Origin of the sequence: Pseudomonas sp. Marseille-Q5299, assembly GCF_943737035.1 — a bacterium.
GTDB lineage: Bacteria > Pseudomonadota > Gammaproteobacteria > Pseudomonadales > Pseudomonadaceae > Aquipseudomonas > Aquipseudomonas putida_E.
Genome location: NZ_CALSFR010000005.1, coordinates 1 through 16,182, shown reverse-complemented (window position 1 = coordinate 16,182; position 16,182 = coordinate 1). Strand labels below are relative to the sequence as shown.

General features: G+C 57.6%; 13 protein-coding genes, 4 tRNA genes and 1 rRNA gene. All 18 read right to left on the bottom strand.

The window, feature by feature from the left end:
* Positions 1–77: 77 nt before the first annotated feature.
* A complete protein-coding gene (gene rpoC / locus NGJ21_RS16325) occupies positions 78–4,277 on the bottom strand; it encodes a DNA-directed RNA polymerase subunit beta' (protein ID WP_039601744.1) in 4,200 nt (1,399 codons plus the stop codon).
* Between the two features lie 64 nt (positions 4,278–4,341).
* Positions 4,342–8,415 carry a DNA-directed RNA polymerase subunit beta gene (rpoB, locus tag NGJ21_RS16320; protein ID WP_012316522.1) on the bottom strand — a complete coding sequence of 1,358 codons (4,074 nt, stop codon included), beginning with the start codon at positions 8,413–8,415 and terminating at the stop codon, positions 4,342–4,344.
* On the bottom strand, positions 8,415–8,585 hold the full coding sequence (locus NGJ21_RS16315) for a hypothetical protein (RefSeq protein ID WP_155294789.1): 171 nt from the start codon (positions 8,583–8,585) through the stop codon (positions 8,415–8,417). The genes rpoB and NGJ21_RS16315 overlap by 1 nt, the downstream gene beginning before the upstream one ends.
* 49 nt (positions 8,586–8,634) lie before the next feature.
* Positions 8,635–9,000, bottom strand: a complete 366-nt coding sequence (rplL, locus tag NGJ21_RS16310) for a 50S ribosomal protein L7/L12 (RefSeq protein ID WP_003255496.1) — start codon at positions 8,998–9,000, stop codon at positions 8,635–8,637.
* A gap of 78 nt (positions 9,001–9,078) precedes the next feature.
* On the bottom strand, positions 9,079–9,579 hold the full coding sequence (gene rplJ, locus NGJ21_RS16305; RefSeq protein WP_012316523.1) for a 50S ribosomal protein L10: 501 nt from the start codon (positions 9,577–9,579) through the stop codon (positions 9,079–9,081).
* A gap of 196 nt (positions 9,580–9,775) precedes the next feature.
* Positions 9,776–10,471, bottom strand: coding sequence for a 50S ribosomal protein L1 (gene rplA, locus NGJ21_RS16300; RefSeq protein WP_008089131.1), 696 nt, complete (start codon positions 10,469–10,471; stop codon positions 9,776–9,778).
* On the bottom strand, positions 10,471–10,902 hold the full coding sequence (gene rplK, locus NGJ21_RS16295) for a 50S ribosomal protein L11 (protein ID WP_003255500.1): 432 nt from the start codon (positions 10,900–10,902) through the stop codon (positions 10,471–10,473). Before rplK ends, rplA begins: the two co-directional genes overlap by 1 nt.
* 119 nt (positions 10,903–11,021) lie before the next feature.
* Complete coding sequence (nusG, locus tag NGJ21_RS16290; RefSeq protein WP_012316525.1) at positions 11,022–11,555, bottom strand: transcription termination/antitermination protein NusG; 534 nt, start codon at positions 11,553–11,555, stop codon at positions 11,022–11,024.
* Positions 11,556–11,564: 9 nt separating this feature from the next.
* A complete protein-coding gene (gene secE / locus NGJ21_RS16285; protein WP_008089117.1) occupies positions 11,565–11,933 on the bottom strand; it encodes a preprotein translocase subunit SecE in 369 nt (122 codons plus the stop codon).
* A 44-nt stretch (positions 11,934–11,977) separates the two neighbouring features.
* Positions 11,978–12,053: transfer RNA gene (locus NGJ21_RS16280), tRNA-Trp, on the bottom strand.
* Between the two features lie 54 nt (positions 12,054–12,107).
* Positions 12,108–13,301, bottom strand: coding sequence for an elongation factor Tu (tuf, locus tag NGJ21_RS16275; protein WP_003255489.1), 1,194 nt, complete (start codon positions 13,299–13,301; stop codon positions 12,108–12,110).
* A gap of 78 nt (positions 13,302–13,379) precedes the next feature.
* Positions 13,380–13,455 (bottom strand) — tRNA-Thr (locus NGJ21_RS16270).
* A 29-nt stretch (positions 13,456–13,484) separates the two neighbouring features.
* Positions 13,485–13,558 (bottom strand) — tRNA-Gly (locus tag NGJ21_RS16265).
* A gap of 24 nt (positions 13,559–13,582) precedes the next feature.
* Positions 13,583–13,666: transfer RNA gene (locus NGJ21_RS16260), tRNA-Tyr, on the bottom strand.
* A gap of 152 nt (positions 13,667–13,818) precedes the next feature.
* The gene (locus tag NGJ21_RS16255) at positions 13,819–14,244 is read right to left on the bottom strand and encodes a hypothetical protein (protein ID WP_046788138.1); all 426 of its coding nucleotides are present in this window, start codon (positions 14,242–14,244) and stop codon (positions 13,819–13,821) included.
* A 7-nt stretch (positions 14,245–14,251) separates the two neighbouring features.
* Entirely contained in the window at positions 14,252–15,001 is a 750-nt protein-coding gene (locus NGJ21_RS16250; protein WP_115273747.1) for a pantothenate kinase, read from the bottom strand.
* Positions 14,991–15,950 (bottom strand): bifunctional biotin--[acetyl-CoA-carboxylase] ligase/biotin operon repressor BirA, encoded by a 960-nt coding sequence (gene birA, locus NGJ21_RS16245; protein ID WP_251962407.1) that lies wholly within the window; start codon positions 15,948–15,950, stop codon positions 14,991–14,993. The genes NGJ21_RS16250 and birA overlap by 11 nt, the downstream gene beginning before the upstream one ends.
* Positions 15,951–16,103: 153 nt before the next feature.
* Positions 16,104–16,182 (bottom strand): 5S ribosomal RNA (gene rrf, locus NGJ21_RS26100); the annotation flags it as partial.

The following is a 16,182-nucleotide window of genomic DNA, read 5'->3' as shown; positions in this document are numbered from 1 at the left end:
GCCCTCCCCGCCCGATCATCGGCAACATTTCATGTCTCCGATGACCGTTCGGGGCTTGCCGGGGCCCTGCCCTGTACTTAGTTACCGCTGGAATTCAGCGCTTCGGTCAGTGCGGCTTCCACCTCACTGGCACTTACGCGCAGCGGTTTGTCGGCTTCACGGCGACGCTTACGCTCGCTGTGGTAGGCCAGACCGGTACCGGCCGGGATCAGACGACCCACGACCACGTTCTCTTTCAGGCCGCGCAGGTAATCGCGCTTGCCGGTTACGGCCGCTTCGGTCAGCACGCGGGTGGTTTCCTGGAAGGAAGCCGCGGAGATGAACGACTCGGTCGAAAGCGACGCCTTGGTGATACCCAGCAACACACGGGTGAACTTCGAGACGAACTTGTCATCAGCGGCGAGACGCTCGTTCTCGACCAGCACCTGAGTCAGTTCCATCTGGTCGCCCTTGATGAAGCTGGAATCGCCCGACTCGGAGATCTCGACCTTACGCAGCATCTGACGCAGGATGGTCTCGATGTGCTTGTCGTTGATCTTAACGCCTTGCAGACGGTAAACGTCCTGGATCTCGTTGACGATGTATTTCGCCAGCGCGCTCACACCCAGCAGACGCAGGATGTCGTGCGGATCGCTCGGGCCGTCGGAGATAACTTCACCGCGGTTTACCTGTTCGCCTTCGAAGACGTTCAGGTGACGCCACTTCGGAATCAGCTCTTCGTACGGATCGCTACCGTCGGTCGGGGTAATGACCAGGCGACGCTTGCCTTTGGTCTCCTTGCCGAATGCGATGGTGCCGCTGACCTCAGCCAGAATCGAGGCTTCTTTCGGACGACGCGCTTCGAACAGGTCGGCAACACGCGGCAGACCACCGGTGATGTCACGGGTCTTCGACGTTTCTTGCGGGATACGCGCAATAACGTCACCAACGCCGATCTGCGCACCGTCAGCAACACCAACCAAGGCGTTCGCTGGCAGGAAGTACTGTGCAGGTACGTCGGTACCTGGCAGGTACAGATCCTTGCCATTGGCGTCGACCATCTTGATTGCCGGACGGATTTCCTTGCCTGCGGCAGGGCGATCCTTGACGTCCAGCACTTCAATGTTGGTCAGGCCGGTCAGCTCGTCGGTCTGGCGCTTGATGGTGATGTTTTCTTCCATGCCCACGAAGGTCACGGTACCTTTCAGCTCGGTAACGATCGGGTGGGTGTGCGGATCCCACTTGGCGACGATGGCGCCAGCTTCGACCTTGTCACCTTCCTTGACCGAAATCACCGCACCGTAAGGCAGCTTGTAACGCTCGCGCTCACGGCCGAATTCATCGGCAATGGCCAGCTCACCGGAACGCGATACGGCAACCAGGTTGCCATCGGCACGCTCGACCTGCTTCAGGTTGTGCAGACGCACCATACCGCCGTTCTTCACCTGGACGCTGTCGGCAGCCGAAGTCCGGCTTGCAGCACCACCGATGTGGAACGTACGCATGGTCAGCTGGGTACCAGGCTCACCGATCGACTGGGCAGCGATAACGCCGACAGCTTCACCGATGTTCACCTGATGACCGCGGGCCAGGTCACGACCGTAGCACTTGGCACAGATACCGTAGCGGGTTTCGCAGTTGATCGGCGAACGTACGACAACTTCGTCGATGCTGTTCAGCTCGATGAACTCGACCCACTGCTCGTCGACCAGGGTACCGGCAGGAACGATGACGTCCTCGGTGCCTGGCTTGAACACGTCACGGGCGATGACACGGCCCAGTACACGCTCACCCAACGGCTCCACGACGTCACCGCCTTCGATGTGCGGAGTCATCAGCAGGCCGTGGTCGGTACCGCAATCGATCTCGGTTACAACCAGGTCTTGCGCAACGTCCACCAGACGACGGGTCAGGTAACCGGAGTTCGCAGTCTTCAATGCGGTATCCGCCAGACCTTTACGAGCACCGTGAGTCGAGATGAAGTACTGGAGTACGCTCAGACCTTCACGGAAGTTCGCAGTGATCGGCGTCTCGATGATCGAGCCGTCCGGCTTGGCCATCAGGCCACGCATACCGGCCAGCTGACGGATCTGTGCTGCGGAACCCCGCGCACCGGAGTCAGCCATCATGTACATCGAGTTGAAGGACTCTTGCTCGACTTCTTTGCCCTCGCGGTCAATGACCTTCTCTTTCGAGAGGTTGGCCATCATCGCCTTGGACACTTCGTCGTTCGCCTTGGACCACAAGTCGATGACCTTGTTGTACTTCTCGCCCTGGGTTACCAGGCCGGAGGCGTACTGGCTCTCGATTTCCTTCACTTCATCAGTGGCGCTGCCAATGATGCGTGCTTTTTCATCAGGGATGACGAAGTCATTCACACCGATGGAAACGCCGGAAATGGTCGAGTAGGCGAAACCGGTGTACATCAACTGGTCGGCGAAGATAACGGTCTCTTTCAGACCAACCACGCGGTAGCACTGGTTGATCAGCTTGGAGATCGCCTTTTTCTTCATCGGCTGGTTGACCACATCGTACGGCAGGCCTGCCGGTACAACCTGGAACAGCAGTGCACGGCCGACAGTGGTGTCGACGATGCGGGTGTTCTTGGTGATGCTGCCATCACGGTCTTTCACGGTCTCGTTGATACGGACCTTGATTTTCGCGTGCAGAGCGGCTTCGCCGGCGCGGAATACACGATCGACTTCCTGCAGGTCGGCGAACACGCGACCTTCGCCCTTGGCATTGATGGCTTCACGGGTCATGTAGTACAGACCCAGTACAACGTCCTGCGACGGAACGATGATTGGCTCACCGTTGGCTGGCGACAGAATGTTGTTGGTCGACATCATCAGCGCGCGCGCTTCAAGCTGTGCTTCCAGGGTCAGAGGCACGTGAACGGCCATCTGGTCACCGTCGAAGTCGGCGTTGTACGCAGCACAGACCAGTGGGTGCAGCTGAATGGCCTTGCCTTCGATGAGCACAGGCTCGAACGCCTGGATACCCAGACGGTGAAGGGTCGGTGCACGGTTCAGCAGTACGGGGTGTTCGCGAATCACCTCAGCGAGAACGTCCCATACCTCTGGCAGCTCGCGCTCGACCATCTTCTTGGCAGCCTTGATGGTGGTCGCCAGACCACGCATTTCCAGCTTGCCGAAAATGAACGGCTTGAACAGCTCGAGGGCCATCTTCTTCGGCAGACCGCACTGATGCAGACGCAGGGTCGGGCCTACGGTAATTACCGAACGGCCGGAGTAGTCCACACGCTTGCCGAGCAAGTTCTGACGGAAACGACCTTGCTTACCTTTGATCATGTCGGCCAGGGACTTCAGCGGACGCTTGTTCGAGCCAGTGATGGCGCGACCGCGACGGCCGTTGTCCAGCAGGGCGTCTACCGCTTCCTGCAGCATGCGCTTTTCGTTGCGCACGATGATGTCCGGCGCCGACAGATCGAGCAGGCGCTTCAGACGGTTGTTACGGTTGATCACCCGACGATACAGGTCGTTCAGGTCGGAGGTCGCGAAGCGGCCGCCATCCAGCGGAACCAGCGGACGCAGGTCCGGCGGCAGTACTGGCAGAACGGTCAGGACCATCCACTCAGGCAGGTTGCCCGAGCCCTGGAAAGCTTCCATCAGCTTCAGGCGCTTGGACAGCTTCTTGATCTTGGTTTCCGAGTTGGTCTGCGGAATCTCTTCGCGCAGGCGACCGATCTCGTGCTCCAGGTCGATAGCGTGCAGCAGCTCGCGGACAGCCTCGGCACCCATGCGGGCGTCGAAATCGTCACCGAACTCTTCCAGCGCTTCGAAGTACTGCTCGTCGTTCAGCAGCTGACCCTTCTCGAGGGTAGTCATGCCTGGGTCGATGACGACGTAGCTCTCGAAATAGAGAACGCGCTCGATGTCACGCAGGGTCATGTCCATCAGCAGGCCGATACGGGACGGCAGCGACTTCAGGAACCAGATATGGGCAACCGGCGAGGCCAGCTCGATGTGCGCCATGCGCTCACGACGAACCTTGGCCAAGGCAACTTCAACGCCGCACTTCTCGCAGATCACACCGCGGTGCTTGAGGCGCTTGTACTTGCCGCACAGGCACTCGTAGTCCTTGACCGGGCCAAAGATCTTGGCGCAGAAAAGGCCGTCACGCTCAGGTTTGAACGTACGGTAGTTGATGGTTTCCGGCTTCTTAACTTCACCGAACGACCACGAACGGATCATTTCAGGCGACGCCAGACCGATGCGGATGGCGTCGAACTCTTCGACTTGACCCTGGTTTTTCAGCAAATTCAGTAGGTCTTTCAAGGCCTTTCCTCCTGGCGGAGCAGGAAGCGGGCTGTACCAGCCCCACTCCCCTTCGCGTCACGTGTTATTCGGTTTCCAGATCGATATCGATACCGAGCGAACGGATCTCTTTGATCAACACGTTGAAGGACTCGGGCATGCCCGGCTCCATACGGTGATCGCCATCCACGATGTTCTTGTACATCTTGGTACGGCCGTTCACGTCGTCCGACTTCACTGTGAGCATTTCTTGCAGGGTGTATGCCGCGCCGTATGCTTCCAGCGCCCACACTTCCATCTCCCCGAAACGCTGACCACCGAACTGCGCCTTACCACCCAGCGGCTGCTGGGTAACCAGGCTGTAGGAACCAGTGGAACGCGCGTGCATCTTGTCGTCCACCAAGTGGTTCAGCTTGAGCATGTACATGTAACCAACGGTCACAGGACGCTCGAACTTGTTGCCGGTGCGACCGTCGAACAGCACCATCTGGCCGCTCTCTGGCAGGTCAGCCAGCTTCAGCATGGCCTTGATCTCGCGCTCCTTGGCACCGTCGAAGACCGGAGTAGCCATAGGCACGCCTTTCTTCAGGTTGTGCGCCAGGGCGAGGATCTCTTCGTCGGTGAACTCTTCCAGGTTCTCCTGACGACCACCGATCTCGTTGTAGATCTCGGTGAGGAAGCCACGCAGCTCAGCGGCTTTGCGCTGTTCTTCGATCATGCGGTCGATCTTCTCGCCCAGACCTTTGGCCGCGAGGCCCAGGTGGGTTTCAAGGATCTGACCGACGTTCATACGCGAAGGTACGCCCAGCGGGTTCAGTACGACGTCGACCGGAGTACCGTTGGCATCGTGCGGCATGTCTTCTACCGGCATGATGACCGAGACCACACCTTTGTTACCGTGACGACCAGCCATCTTGTCACCCGGCTGGATGCGACGGCGGATGGCCAGGTAAACCTTGACGATCTTCAGTACGCCCGGTGCCAGGTCATCGCCCTGCTGCAGCTTGCGCTTCTTGTCTTCGAACTTGTCGTCCAGCAGGCGACGGCGATCTACGATGTACTGCTGAGCCTTTTCCAGCTGCTCGTTCAGTGCATCTTCAGCCATGCGCAGCTTGAACCACTGGCCGTGCTCCAGACCGTCCAGCACTTCGTCAGTGATCACGGTGCCTTTCTTCAGGCCCGCGCCACCGTCGACCACTTGGCCGTTCAGGGCAGAACGCAAACGCTCGAAGGTTGCACCTTCGACGATACGGAACTCTTCGTTGAGGTCCTTGCGAATCTCGTCCAGCTGCATCTTCTCGATGGCCAGTGCGCGGCTGTCGCGCTCTACGCCATCACGGGTGAAGACTTGTACGTCGATGACGGTACCCTTGGTGCCAGTCGGCACGCGCAGGGAGGTATCCTTAACGTCGCTGGCCTTCTCACCGAAGATCGCGCGCAGCAGTTTTTCTTCCGGAGTCAGCTGGGTTTCGCCTTTTGGCGTGACCTTGCCGACCAGGATGTCGCCAGCGCCGACTTCAGCACCTACGTAGACGATACCGGCTTCGTCCAGCTTGTTCAGCGCAGCTTCACCCACGTTCGGGATATCCGCAGTGATTTCCTCTGGGCCAAGCTTGGTGTCACGCGCCACACAGGTGAGTTCCTGAATATGGATTGTGGTAAAGCGGTCTTCCTGAACCACACGCTCGGACAGGCAGATGGAGTCTTCGAAGTTGAAGCCGTTCCACGCCATGAACGCGATGCGCATGTTCTGACCCAGCGCCAGTTCACCCATGTCGGTGGACGGGCCGTCGGCCATGATGTCGCCGCGCGCAACCTTGTCACCTTTGCTAACCAGCGGACGCTGGTTGATGCAGGTGTTCTGGTTGGAGCGGGTGTACTTGGTCAGGTTGTAGATATCTACACCTGCTTCACCGGTCTCGACTTCGTCGTCAGCTACGCGAACGACGATACGGCTGGCGTCGACGGAGTCGATCACACCACCGCGACGAGCAACCACGCAGACACCGGAGTCACGGGCAACGTTGCGCTCCATGCCGGTACCGACCAGCGGCTTGTCAGCACGCAGGGTTGGTACAGCCTGACGCTGCATGTTCGAACCCATGAGTGCACGGTTGGCGTCGTCGTGCTCGAGGAACGGAATCAGCGAGGCAGCAACGGAAACAACCTGCTTCGGCGATACGTCCATCAGGGTGACGTCTTCCGGCGCCTTGACGGTGAATTCGTTCAGGTGACGAACGGCCACCAGTTCGTCGATCAGTTGCTTCTTGTCGTTCATCGCGGCCGAAGCCTGGGCGATGACGTGATCAGCTTCTTCGATCGCCGACAGGAACACGATGTCATCGCTGACCACGCCTTCCTTCACCACGCGGTACGGGCTTTCCAGGAAGCCGTACTGGTTGGTGCGGGCATAGGCCGCCAGGGAGTTGATCAGACCGATGTTCGGACCTTCAGGGGTCTCGATCGGGCACACGCGGCCGTAGTGGGTCGGGTGTACGTCACGGACTTCGAAGCCTGCGCGCTCACGGGTCAGACCGCCCGGGCCGAGTGCGGAAACACGGCGCTTGTGGGTGATCTCGGAGAGCGGGTTGTTCTGGTCCATGAACTGCGAAAGCTGGCTGGAACCGAAGAACTCTTTCACCGCCGCCGCAACCGGCTTGGCGTTGATCAGGTCCTGCGGCATCAGGCCTTCGCTTTCAGCCATCGACAGGCGTTCCTTGACCGCGCGCTCGACGCGCACCAGGCCAACACGGAACTGGTTCTCGGCCATCTCGCCGACGCAACGTACGCGACGGTTACCGAGGTGGTCGATGTCGTCGACGATGCCTTTACCGTTACGGATATCGACCAGGGTCTTGAGAACCTCGACGATGTCTTCCTTGCTCAGCACGCCCGAACCTTCGATCTCGGTACGACCGATACGACGGTTGAACTTCATGCGGCCTACGGCCGACAGGTCGTAACGCTCAGCGCTGAAGAACAGGTTGTTGAACAGGGTCTCGGCAGCATCCTTGGTTGGCGGCTCGCCTGGGCGCATCATGCGATAGATCTCGACCAGCGCTTCCAGTTGGTTGCTGGTGGTGTCGATCTTCAGGGTGTCCGAGATGAACGGACCGCAGTCGATGTCGTTGGTGTACAGCGTCTCGATGCGAACGACCTGAGCCTTGGCGATCTTGATCAGCAGCTCGGTGGTCAGCTCGGTGTTGCACTCGGCGATGATCTCGCCGGTGGCCGGATGCACAATGGCCTTGGCGGTGGTGCGGCCCAGGACGTATTCCATCGGAACGTCCAGCTGGTTCACACCGGCCTTCTCGAGCTGGTTGACGTGGCGCGCGGTAATACGGCGGCCCTGCTCAACGATGACCTTGCCGGTTTCGTCATGGATGTCCATGACCGCAACTTCACCACGCAGACGCTGAGGCACCAGTTCCAGGCTGAGTTTCTCGCCGGAAATATGGAACACGTTGGTGGTGTAGAAGGTGTTCAGAACCTCTTCGGTGCTATAACCCAAGGCGCGCAGCAGTACCGAGGCCGGCAGTTTGCGACGACGGTCGATACGGACGAACACGCAGTCTTTCGGGTCGAACTCGAAGTCCAACCAGGAGCCGCGGTACGGAATGATGCGAGCGGAGTACAGCAGCTTGCCGGAGCTGTGCGTCTTGCCACGGTCGTGGTCGAAGAACACACCAGGCGAACGGTGCAGCTGGGAAACGATCACACGCTCGGTACCGTTGATAACGAAGGTACCGTTCTCAGTCATCAGGGGGATTTCACCCATGTAGACTTCTTGCTCTTTGATGTCCTTGATCGCTTTGTTCGACGATTCCTTGTCGAAGATGATCAGGCGCACCTTGACCCGCAGCGGGACCGCGAAGGTCACGCCACGCAGGACACATTCCTTCACATCGAAGGCGGGTTCGCCCAGGCGATAGCCTACGTACTCCAGGGCAGCATTGCCGGAGTAGCTGATGATCGGAAATACCGATTTGAAGGCCGCGTGCAGGCCGACGTCGCGGAACTGATCCTTGGATGCTCCCGCTTGCAGGAATTCGCGATACGAATCCAGCTGGATGGCCAGGAGGTAAGGCACATCCATGACGTCCGGCAACTTGCTAAAGTCCTTGCGGATACGTTTTTTCTCAGTGTATGAGTAAGCCATCAGCGTTCCCCAGCTTGGTCACCTGCTTGTTTGGCTTCTCCCGGCGGGAGCAGCCAGAAAATCGTGCAAACCCCTTGGTTTGCGCCACCCACATGGGTGTCTTGCAGCTTGTTATCGGGGCCGACCTGATCGGCCACCAATAACGGAAAAAGGCCGGTGGCATAAGCCACCAGCCATCAGCCTTTGCTCAACGCTCCGGCTGGAGTCGCAAAGTCGAGATTACTTCAGCTCGACTTTAGCGCCTGCTTCTTCCAGCTTCTTCTTAGCGTCTTCAGCGGCTTCTTTCGAAACGCCTTCAGCTACGACCTGAGGAGCGCCATCGACTTTCTCTTTGGCTTCTTTCAGGCCCAGACCGGTCAGCTCGCGAACGGCTTTGATCACGTTCACTTTCTTGTCGCCGGCTTCAACCAGAACAACGTTGAACTCGGTCTGCTCTTCAACAACGGCAGCAGCAGCAGCTGGGCCAGCAGCGGCAACAGCAGCGGTAACGCCGAAGGTTTCTTCCATAGCTTTGATCAGCTCAACAACTTCCAGAACGGTTTTCTGGCCGATTGCTTCGATGATTTGCTCGTTAGTCAGGGACATGACTTAAATCCTGTATTGGGGTGACAGCCTACGCAGCCATCAAATTAAACATATGATTTTGAAAGAGGTTACGCGGCCTTAGGCAGCAGCAGCTTCTTTCTGGTCGCGAACGGCCGCCAGAGTACGAGCCAGCTTGCTGGTAGCGCCTTGAATAACGCTCATCAGACGTGCGATAGCTTCGTCACGGGTCGGCAAGGTAGCCAGTACATCGATCTGGTTGGCGGCAATGAAATTGCCGTCAAACGCAGCTGCCTTGATCTCGAACTTGTCCTGACCCTTGGCGAACTCTTTGAACAGACGAGCAGCAGCGCCCGGGTGTTCGTTGGAGAAAGCAATCAGGGTCGGGCCTTTGAACGCGTCGTTGAGGATCGAATACTCGGTGCCTTCAACTGCGCGCTTGAGCAGGGTGTTACGTACGACACGTACGTATACGCCAGCTTCGCGGGCCTCTTTACGGAGTCCGGTCATTGCGCTTACAGTCACACCACGGGCATCGGCCACGACAGCGGACAGAGCGACTTTGGCAGCCTCGTTGACTTCAGCGACGATGGCTTTCTTGTCTTCGAGTTTAATTGCCACGGGTTTACTCCTGGTTTTTACCGTTTCATCTGGCCGAAGCCGGATGTCGTTTTGGTGTCTGATTCGGTAACGAATCGGGAGCACCATCTGCGTAGGCTTGAGGTTTAAGGCTTGCGCCGCCTACGGTCTTGGATAGCCCCCGCCAGGCAGGGACCCCAATTTTGCTGATGGCGCGACGGATCGCGCCATCATTGCCTTACGCGTTCAGCGAGCTCTGATCGATGACCAGACCTGGGCCCATAGTGGTGCTCAGGGTAACGCGCTTGACGTAGATACCTTTCGAAGAAGCCGGCTTGATACGCTTCAAATCAGCGATCAGGGCCTCAACGTTTTCCTTCAGCTTGCCAGCTTCGAAGCCGACCTTGCCAACGGAGGTGTGGATGATACCGTTTTTGTCGGTGCGATAGCGAACCTGACCGGCCTTGGCGTTTTTCACAGCCGTGGCAACATCAGGAGTCACAGTACCGACTTTCGGGTTAGGCATCAGGCCGCGAGGACCCAGAACCTGACCCAGCTGACCCACAACGCGCATGGCATCTGGCGATGCGATGACTACGTCATAGTTCAGGTCGCCGCCTTTCATTTCGGCAGCCAGATCGTCCATACCTACACGGTCAGCGCCGGCAGCCAGAGCGGCCTCAGCAGCTGGACCCTGGGTGAAGACAGCAACGCGTACGGTCTTGCCAGTGCCGTGTGGCAGCACAGTAGCGCTACGTACGACCTGGTCGGATTTACGCGGGTCAACACCGAGGTTGACAGCAACGTCGAAAGATTCGCTGAACTTCACGGTGGACAGTTCAGCCAGCAGCGCAGCTGCGTCTTCGAAGTTGTAAACTTTGCCAGCTTCGATTTTCGAAGCAATAGCCTTTTGGCGCTTGGTCAGCTTAGCCATTACACACCCTCCACGTTCAGGCCCATGCTGCGGGCAGAGCCAGCGATGGTGCGTACAGCAGCGTCCAGGTCAGCAGCGGTCAGATCAGCCTGTTTAGCTTTGGCGATATCTTCCAGCTGAGCACGGGTCACGGTACCGACTTTGACGGTGTTCGGGCGAGCCGAACCACTGGTCAGGCCAGCAGCTTTCTTCAGCAGAACCGAGGCAGGGGTGCTCTTGGTTTCGAAAGTGAAGCTACGGTCACTGTAAACAGTGATGATCACAGGAGTCGGCAGGCCGGCTTCTTGACCCTGAGTACGGGCGTTGAAGGCCTTGCAGAATTCCATGATGTTCACACCGTGTTGACCCAGTGCTGGACCAACGGGTGGGCTTGGGTTGGCCTGGCCGGCCTTAACTTGCAGCTTGATGTAAGCCTGAATCTTCTTAGCCATGAGCTACTCCAATATCGGGTACGAACGCCAGATGGCTCCCCGGATGACTTGCGTTTTATCCCAGTGACGACAAAACCCCGCAGCACACAGGGCTGCGGGGTATGGGATGCTTCGTCCGCCTAGACCTTTTCGACCTGGCTGAACTCGAGCTCTACCGGAGTAGAGCGACCGAAAATGAGCACCGCCACCTGGAGGCGACTCTTTTCGTAGTTAACCTCTTCGACGTTACCATTGAAGTCAGCGAACGGACCGTCAATGACTCGAACCACTTCACCGGGCTCGAACAACGTCTTCGGCTTCGGCTTGTCACTACCATCGGCAACGCGACGCAGGATAGCCTCAGCTTCTTTATCAGTGATCGGTGCAGGCTTATCTGCAGTGCCACCAATAAAGCCCATCACACGAGGGGTGTCCTTGACCAAGTGCCAAGTCCCTTCGTTCATCTCCATCTGGACCAGAACATAGCCAGGGAAGAATTTACGCTCACTTTTGCGCTTCTGGCCGTTGCGCATTTCGACGACTTCTTCGGTCGGGACCAGGATCTCGCCGAAACCGTCTTCCATGCCTGCCAGCTTGACGCGCTCTATCAGGGAGCGCATAACATGCTTCTCGTAACCCGAGTAAGCATGCACAACATACCAACGCTTAGCCACGGGACACCTTTAGCCAACGATCAGGGAGACCGCCCAGCCGAGCAGGGAATCAAGACCCCACAGCAGCAGTGCCATAACCAGCACGACAGCCACGACAATCAGCGTGGTCTGGGTGGTTTCCTGGCGGGTCGGCCACACGACTTTACGGATCTCAGTACGAGCTTCCTTCGCAAGCGCAAAGAACGACTTACCCTTCGCAGTCTGCAGAGCTACAAAGCCTGCAACAGCAGCCAGGGCGAGAAGCGCAAGAACGCGGTACAGGATTGGGGAGGCGGAGTAATACTGATTACCCACTACACCAACAACCACCAAAGCCACTACAGCCAGCCACTTGAACAGATCAAAACGCGATTCTTGGGCTTCAGTTTTGGGAGTCATCGGGGAGGATCCTGTAAGAAGAAAGCCAATCACACTGAGGTGAATGGCAGGTCAGGAGGGAATCGAACCCCCAACCTACGGTTTTGGAGACCGTCGCTCTGCCAATTGAGCTACTGACCTGTAACGCTGTATCAGGCCGGCCATTATACCGGCCTGATCAAGTAAATCAACTACTTATTCGATAATTTTTGCTACGACGCCGGCGCCGACGGTACGACCGCCTTCACGGATAGCGAAGCGCAGACCGTCTTCCATTGCGATGGTCTTGATCAGGGTAACAGTCATCTGAATGTTGTCACCTGGCATTACCATTTCAACGCCTTCCGGCAGTTCGCAGTTACCGGTCACGTCAGTGGTACGGAAGTAGAACTGAGGACGGTAGCCTTTGAAGAACGGAGTGTGACGGCCGCCTTCTTCCTTCGACAGAACGTAGACTTCTGCGGTGAACTTGGTGTGCGGCTTGACCGAACCTGGCTTGACCAGAACCTGGCCACGCTCAACGTCATCACGCTTGGTACCACGCAGCAGAACGCCGCAGTTCTCGCCAGCACGACCTTCGTCCAGCAGCTTGCGGAACATCTCAACACCGGTGCAGGTGGTGGTGGTGGTGTCACGCAGACCAACGATTTCCAGCGGATCCTGAACGCGGACGATACCACGCTCGATACGACCGGTAACAACGGTACCACGCCCCGAGATCGAGAATACGTCTTCGATCGGCATCAGGAACGGCTGGTCGATGGCACGAACTGGCTCAGGAATGTAGCTGTCCAGAGTTTCTACCAGCTTCTTGACAGCGGTAGTGCCCATTTCGTTGTCGTCTTTGCCTTCCAGGGCCATACGAGCAGAACCGATGATGATCGGAGTGTCGTCGCCTGGGAAGTCGTAGGTGGACAGCAGGTCGCGAACTTCCATCTCGACCAGTTCCAGCAGCTCGGCGTCGTCTACCAGGTCAGCCTTGTTCAGGAAGACCACGATGTACGGAACGCCAACCTGACGGGACAGCAGGATGTGCTCACGGGTTTGTGGCATCGGACCATCGGCGGCCGAGCAAACCAGGATCGCGCCGTCCATCTGGGCAGCACCGGTGATCATGTTCTTCACGTAGTCAGCGTGACCTGGGCAGTCAACGTGAGCGTAGTGACGAATGGTCGAGTTGTACTCAACGTGAGCGGTGTTGATGGTGATACCGCGCGCTTTTTCTTCCGGAGCCGAGTCGATCTTGTCGAACTCAACGATTGCCGAACCGAAAACTTCGGAGCAAACGCGAGTCAGAGCTGCGGTCAGAGTGGTCTTACCGTGGTCAACGTGGCCGATAGTGCCGACGTTAACGTGGGGAAGGGAACGATCAAACTTTTCCTTAGCCATCGATACAATCCTCCGCAGAAGAAATAGTCTTACGCTGATAAAACAAAGGCAGATATTTTCATATCTGCCTTGTTTATATGGAGCTCTTGAGCGGACTTGAACCGCTGACCTCACCCTTACCAAGGGTGTGCTCTACCAACTGAGCTACAAGAGCGAAACACATTGTGCAAAACCCAGCAAACTTGGAGCGGGTAGCGGGAATCGAACCCGCATCATCAGCTTGGAAGGCTGAGGTTCTACCACTAAACTATACCCGCGGAGCTTGCGGCTCTCGCTAAAACTGGTGGAGGGAGAAGGATTCGAACCTTCGAAGCTCTCGCAACGGATTTACAGTCCGTCCCCTTTGACCGCTCGGGAATCCCTCCAGATGTGGCCGGCATTCTATTTGTCTGCCGCCCTAGTGTCAAGCTTATTTTCAAATTTTTTCAATCAAATCTGAAGCTTAGCAACTTTGACACTGCCTCCAGCTCTACCACCTCAGTGGTGTTCCCTGTGAAGCGGGCGCCATTCTATCAAGCTATTCGCCAGTTGCAATACCCTGGCAGAAAATAATTTTATGTTTTAAGTCTTTGAAATCGTTGGAAAGAGTGGCGAGGACCGTTTGATCCAGCAAACGCTCGCTTTCCGGGGAAATCTTGAGCCAGAGGCCATCAGCGCCGGGCAGCTGCCCAGATACCGGCAATGCACTGATATCCAAGCTCAACAAGCGCTGGCGCAGGGCATCGATTTGATCTCGCCCTGCCAGGCCGCCCACCACCAGACATTCGTCGCGGCGACGGGGCGGCGTGGCCACACCCGTTTCACGCAAGAGACGAATCTCCTGCTGATTGCCTTTGTACAACGAGAGCGGGGCGACATCCTTGGCTTTTAGCGGGGCTTCCTGTTGGTGCCAGACGTAATAGAAGACGTTGAGCACCAGCAATAGCAGAAACAACCAACGCATAAACACCTCAGCTCAAAGGGCAGGCCATTGCCAAGCCAACGAATACCAAGTCGGGAACCACGCGCGCCTGCGGTACTGCTTCACGCACCAATGGTGCATCCCCCCCAGTGAGGAATACAGTAAAGTCCTCCCCCCACAGCGAGCGTGCTTGCTCCAGCTGCGTACGAGCAAAGCCCTGCAGCATCAACACGCAGCCACGCTCGACCGCCTCGACGGTCGAGCGCCCAGGAGCAAGGCTGGTCAAGGCACGCTCCGCAGATGCGTCGTCGTAGCGGATGCGTCGAGTGTGCGTGCGCAACTGGCTGCGCATCAGTGGCATACCTGGGCAGATGTACCCCCCAAGATGCTCGCCATCAGCGCCAATGAAGTCGGCCTTGGCAGCTGTACCCAGGTCGATCACCAAGCACGCACCCTTGGCCAAGTGGAAAGCGCCCAACGCCGCGAGCCAGCGATCCATGCCCAGGCGCTGGAAATCTTCATATCCATTGCGCACCCCGGCCATCTCACGAGCCGGTTCCGCGACACGCGGCAACACAGAAAACGCCTGAGCGATCAGCGTACAGAGCGCTGCCGTTTCTTCCTCGCTGCGCACACTGACGATACGACAACCCGACAAACGCAGCGAAGCCAAAGTACCGACCTCGGCCACAAGCGCCTGATCCGAATCCACAATGCCGCCACCCACGATAGTAGCGTCGACAGCATGAATGACTCGCCATTTGATGAAGCTGTTACCGCAATCGAGCTCAAGAATCATCACGCAACCTCAAACTGAGCTCACCACCACTGAAGCTCTTCTCCACGCCATCGATCTCCAGGCGCAAGCCACCCTGCCCATCCACTCCAAGCACTACTCCATCGATCTGGGTACTGCCGGCAACAAGCGATACGTTACGCCCCTGCCATAGATGTGCTTGCTCCCATTCCTCCTGAAAAGCGGCAAAACCATAACGTCGGTGACGCGCCAGCTCGTGCTGCAGTTGCTGGCTGAGCATTGCCACCAGGCGATTACGATCGATGGGAGAGCCAACCTCACGCCGTATGGATGTCCACTGCTGATCGACCTGGACGTTTACCTGCATGTTCACATTGACGCCAATGCCAAGAACAACGTGACAGACGTCCGCCGGATCACCGACCAACTCAAGCAGGATGCCGGCGATTTTCTGCCCACGCACAAGAACATCATTAGGCCACTTGAGCCCAACTTCCTTAACACCGAAGCCTTCCAAGGTGCGCATTACCGCCAAGCCGACCACCAGACTCAGCCCTTCGAGCTGTCGCATGCCGCCTTCGACACGTAACACCAGGCTGTAGTAAAGGTTTTCCGCGAAAGGACTTACCCACTGACGACCGCGACGGCCACGCCCAGCGCTCTGTCGCTCGGCAAGCACCAGAAAGGGAGCTGCCAGCCCCTCCCCCACGAGCCGCAACCCTTCAGCGTTAGTCGAGCCGATGGTTTCGTGGATGAACATTGGCCATTGCTCAGCATCAGCATATTCGGCAATTGCCTTCGCTTCGAGCAAGGCCAGGGGCGCCGCTAGCTGATAGCCGCGTCCGCGAACCTTATGAATGGTGAGATTTAGCTCACTCTCCAGATGCTGCAGCTGCTTCCAAACGGCGCTGCGGCTCACCCCGAGGGCTGCACCCAAGGCTTCTCCGGAATGGAACCGGCCATCCTTGAGGAGATTCAACAACTTCAGCATGCCAGTCTCGACTTGGAATAAGGCTGGCATGATAGCTATGGGTCGTGGGCTTGCATAGGAAAAGGGCCCCCGAAACGACCCAAATGCCATGCATCAACCCATAATAGACAAAACCCCTACCTGCTTGCGCAGATAGGGGTTTTGCGAAATGAATCTTGACGATGACCTACTCTCACATGGGGAAACCCCACACTACCATCGGCGATGCATCGTTTCACTACTGAGTTCGGGA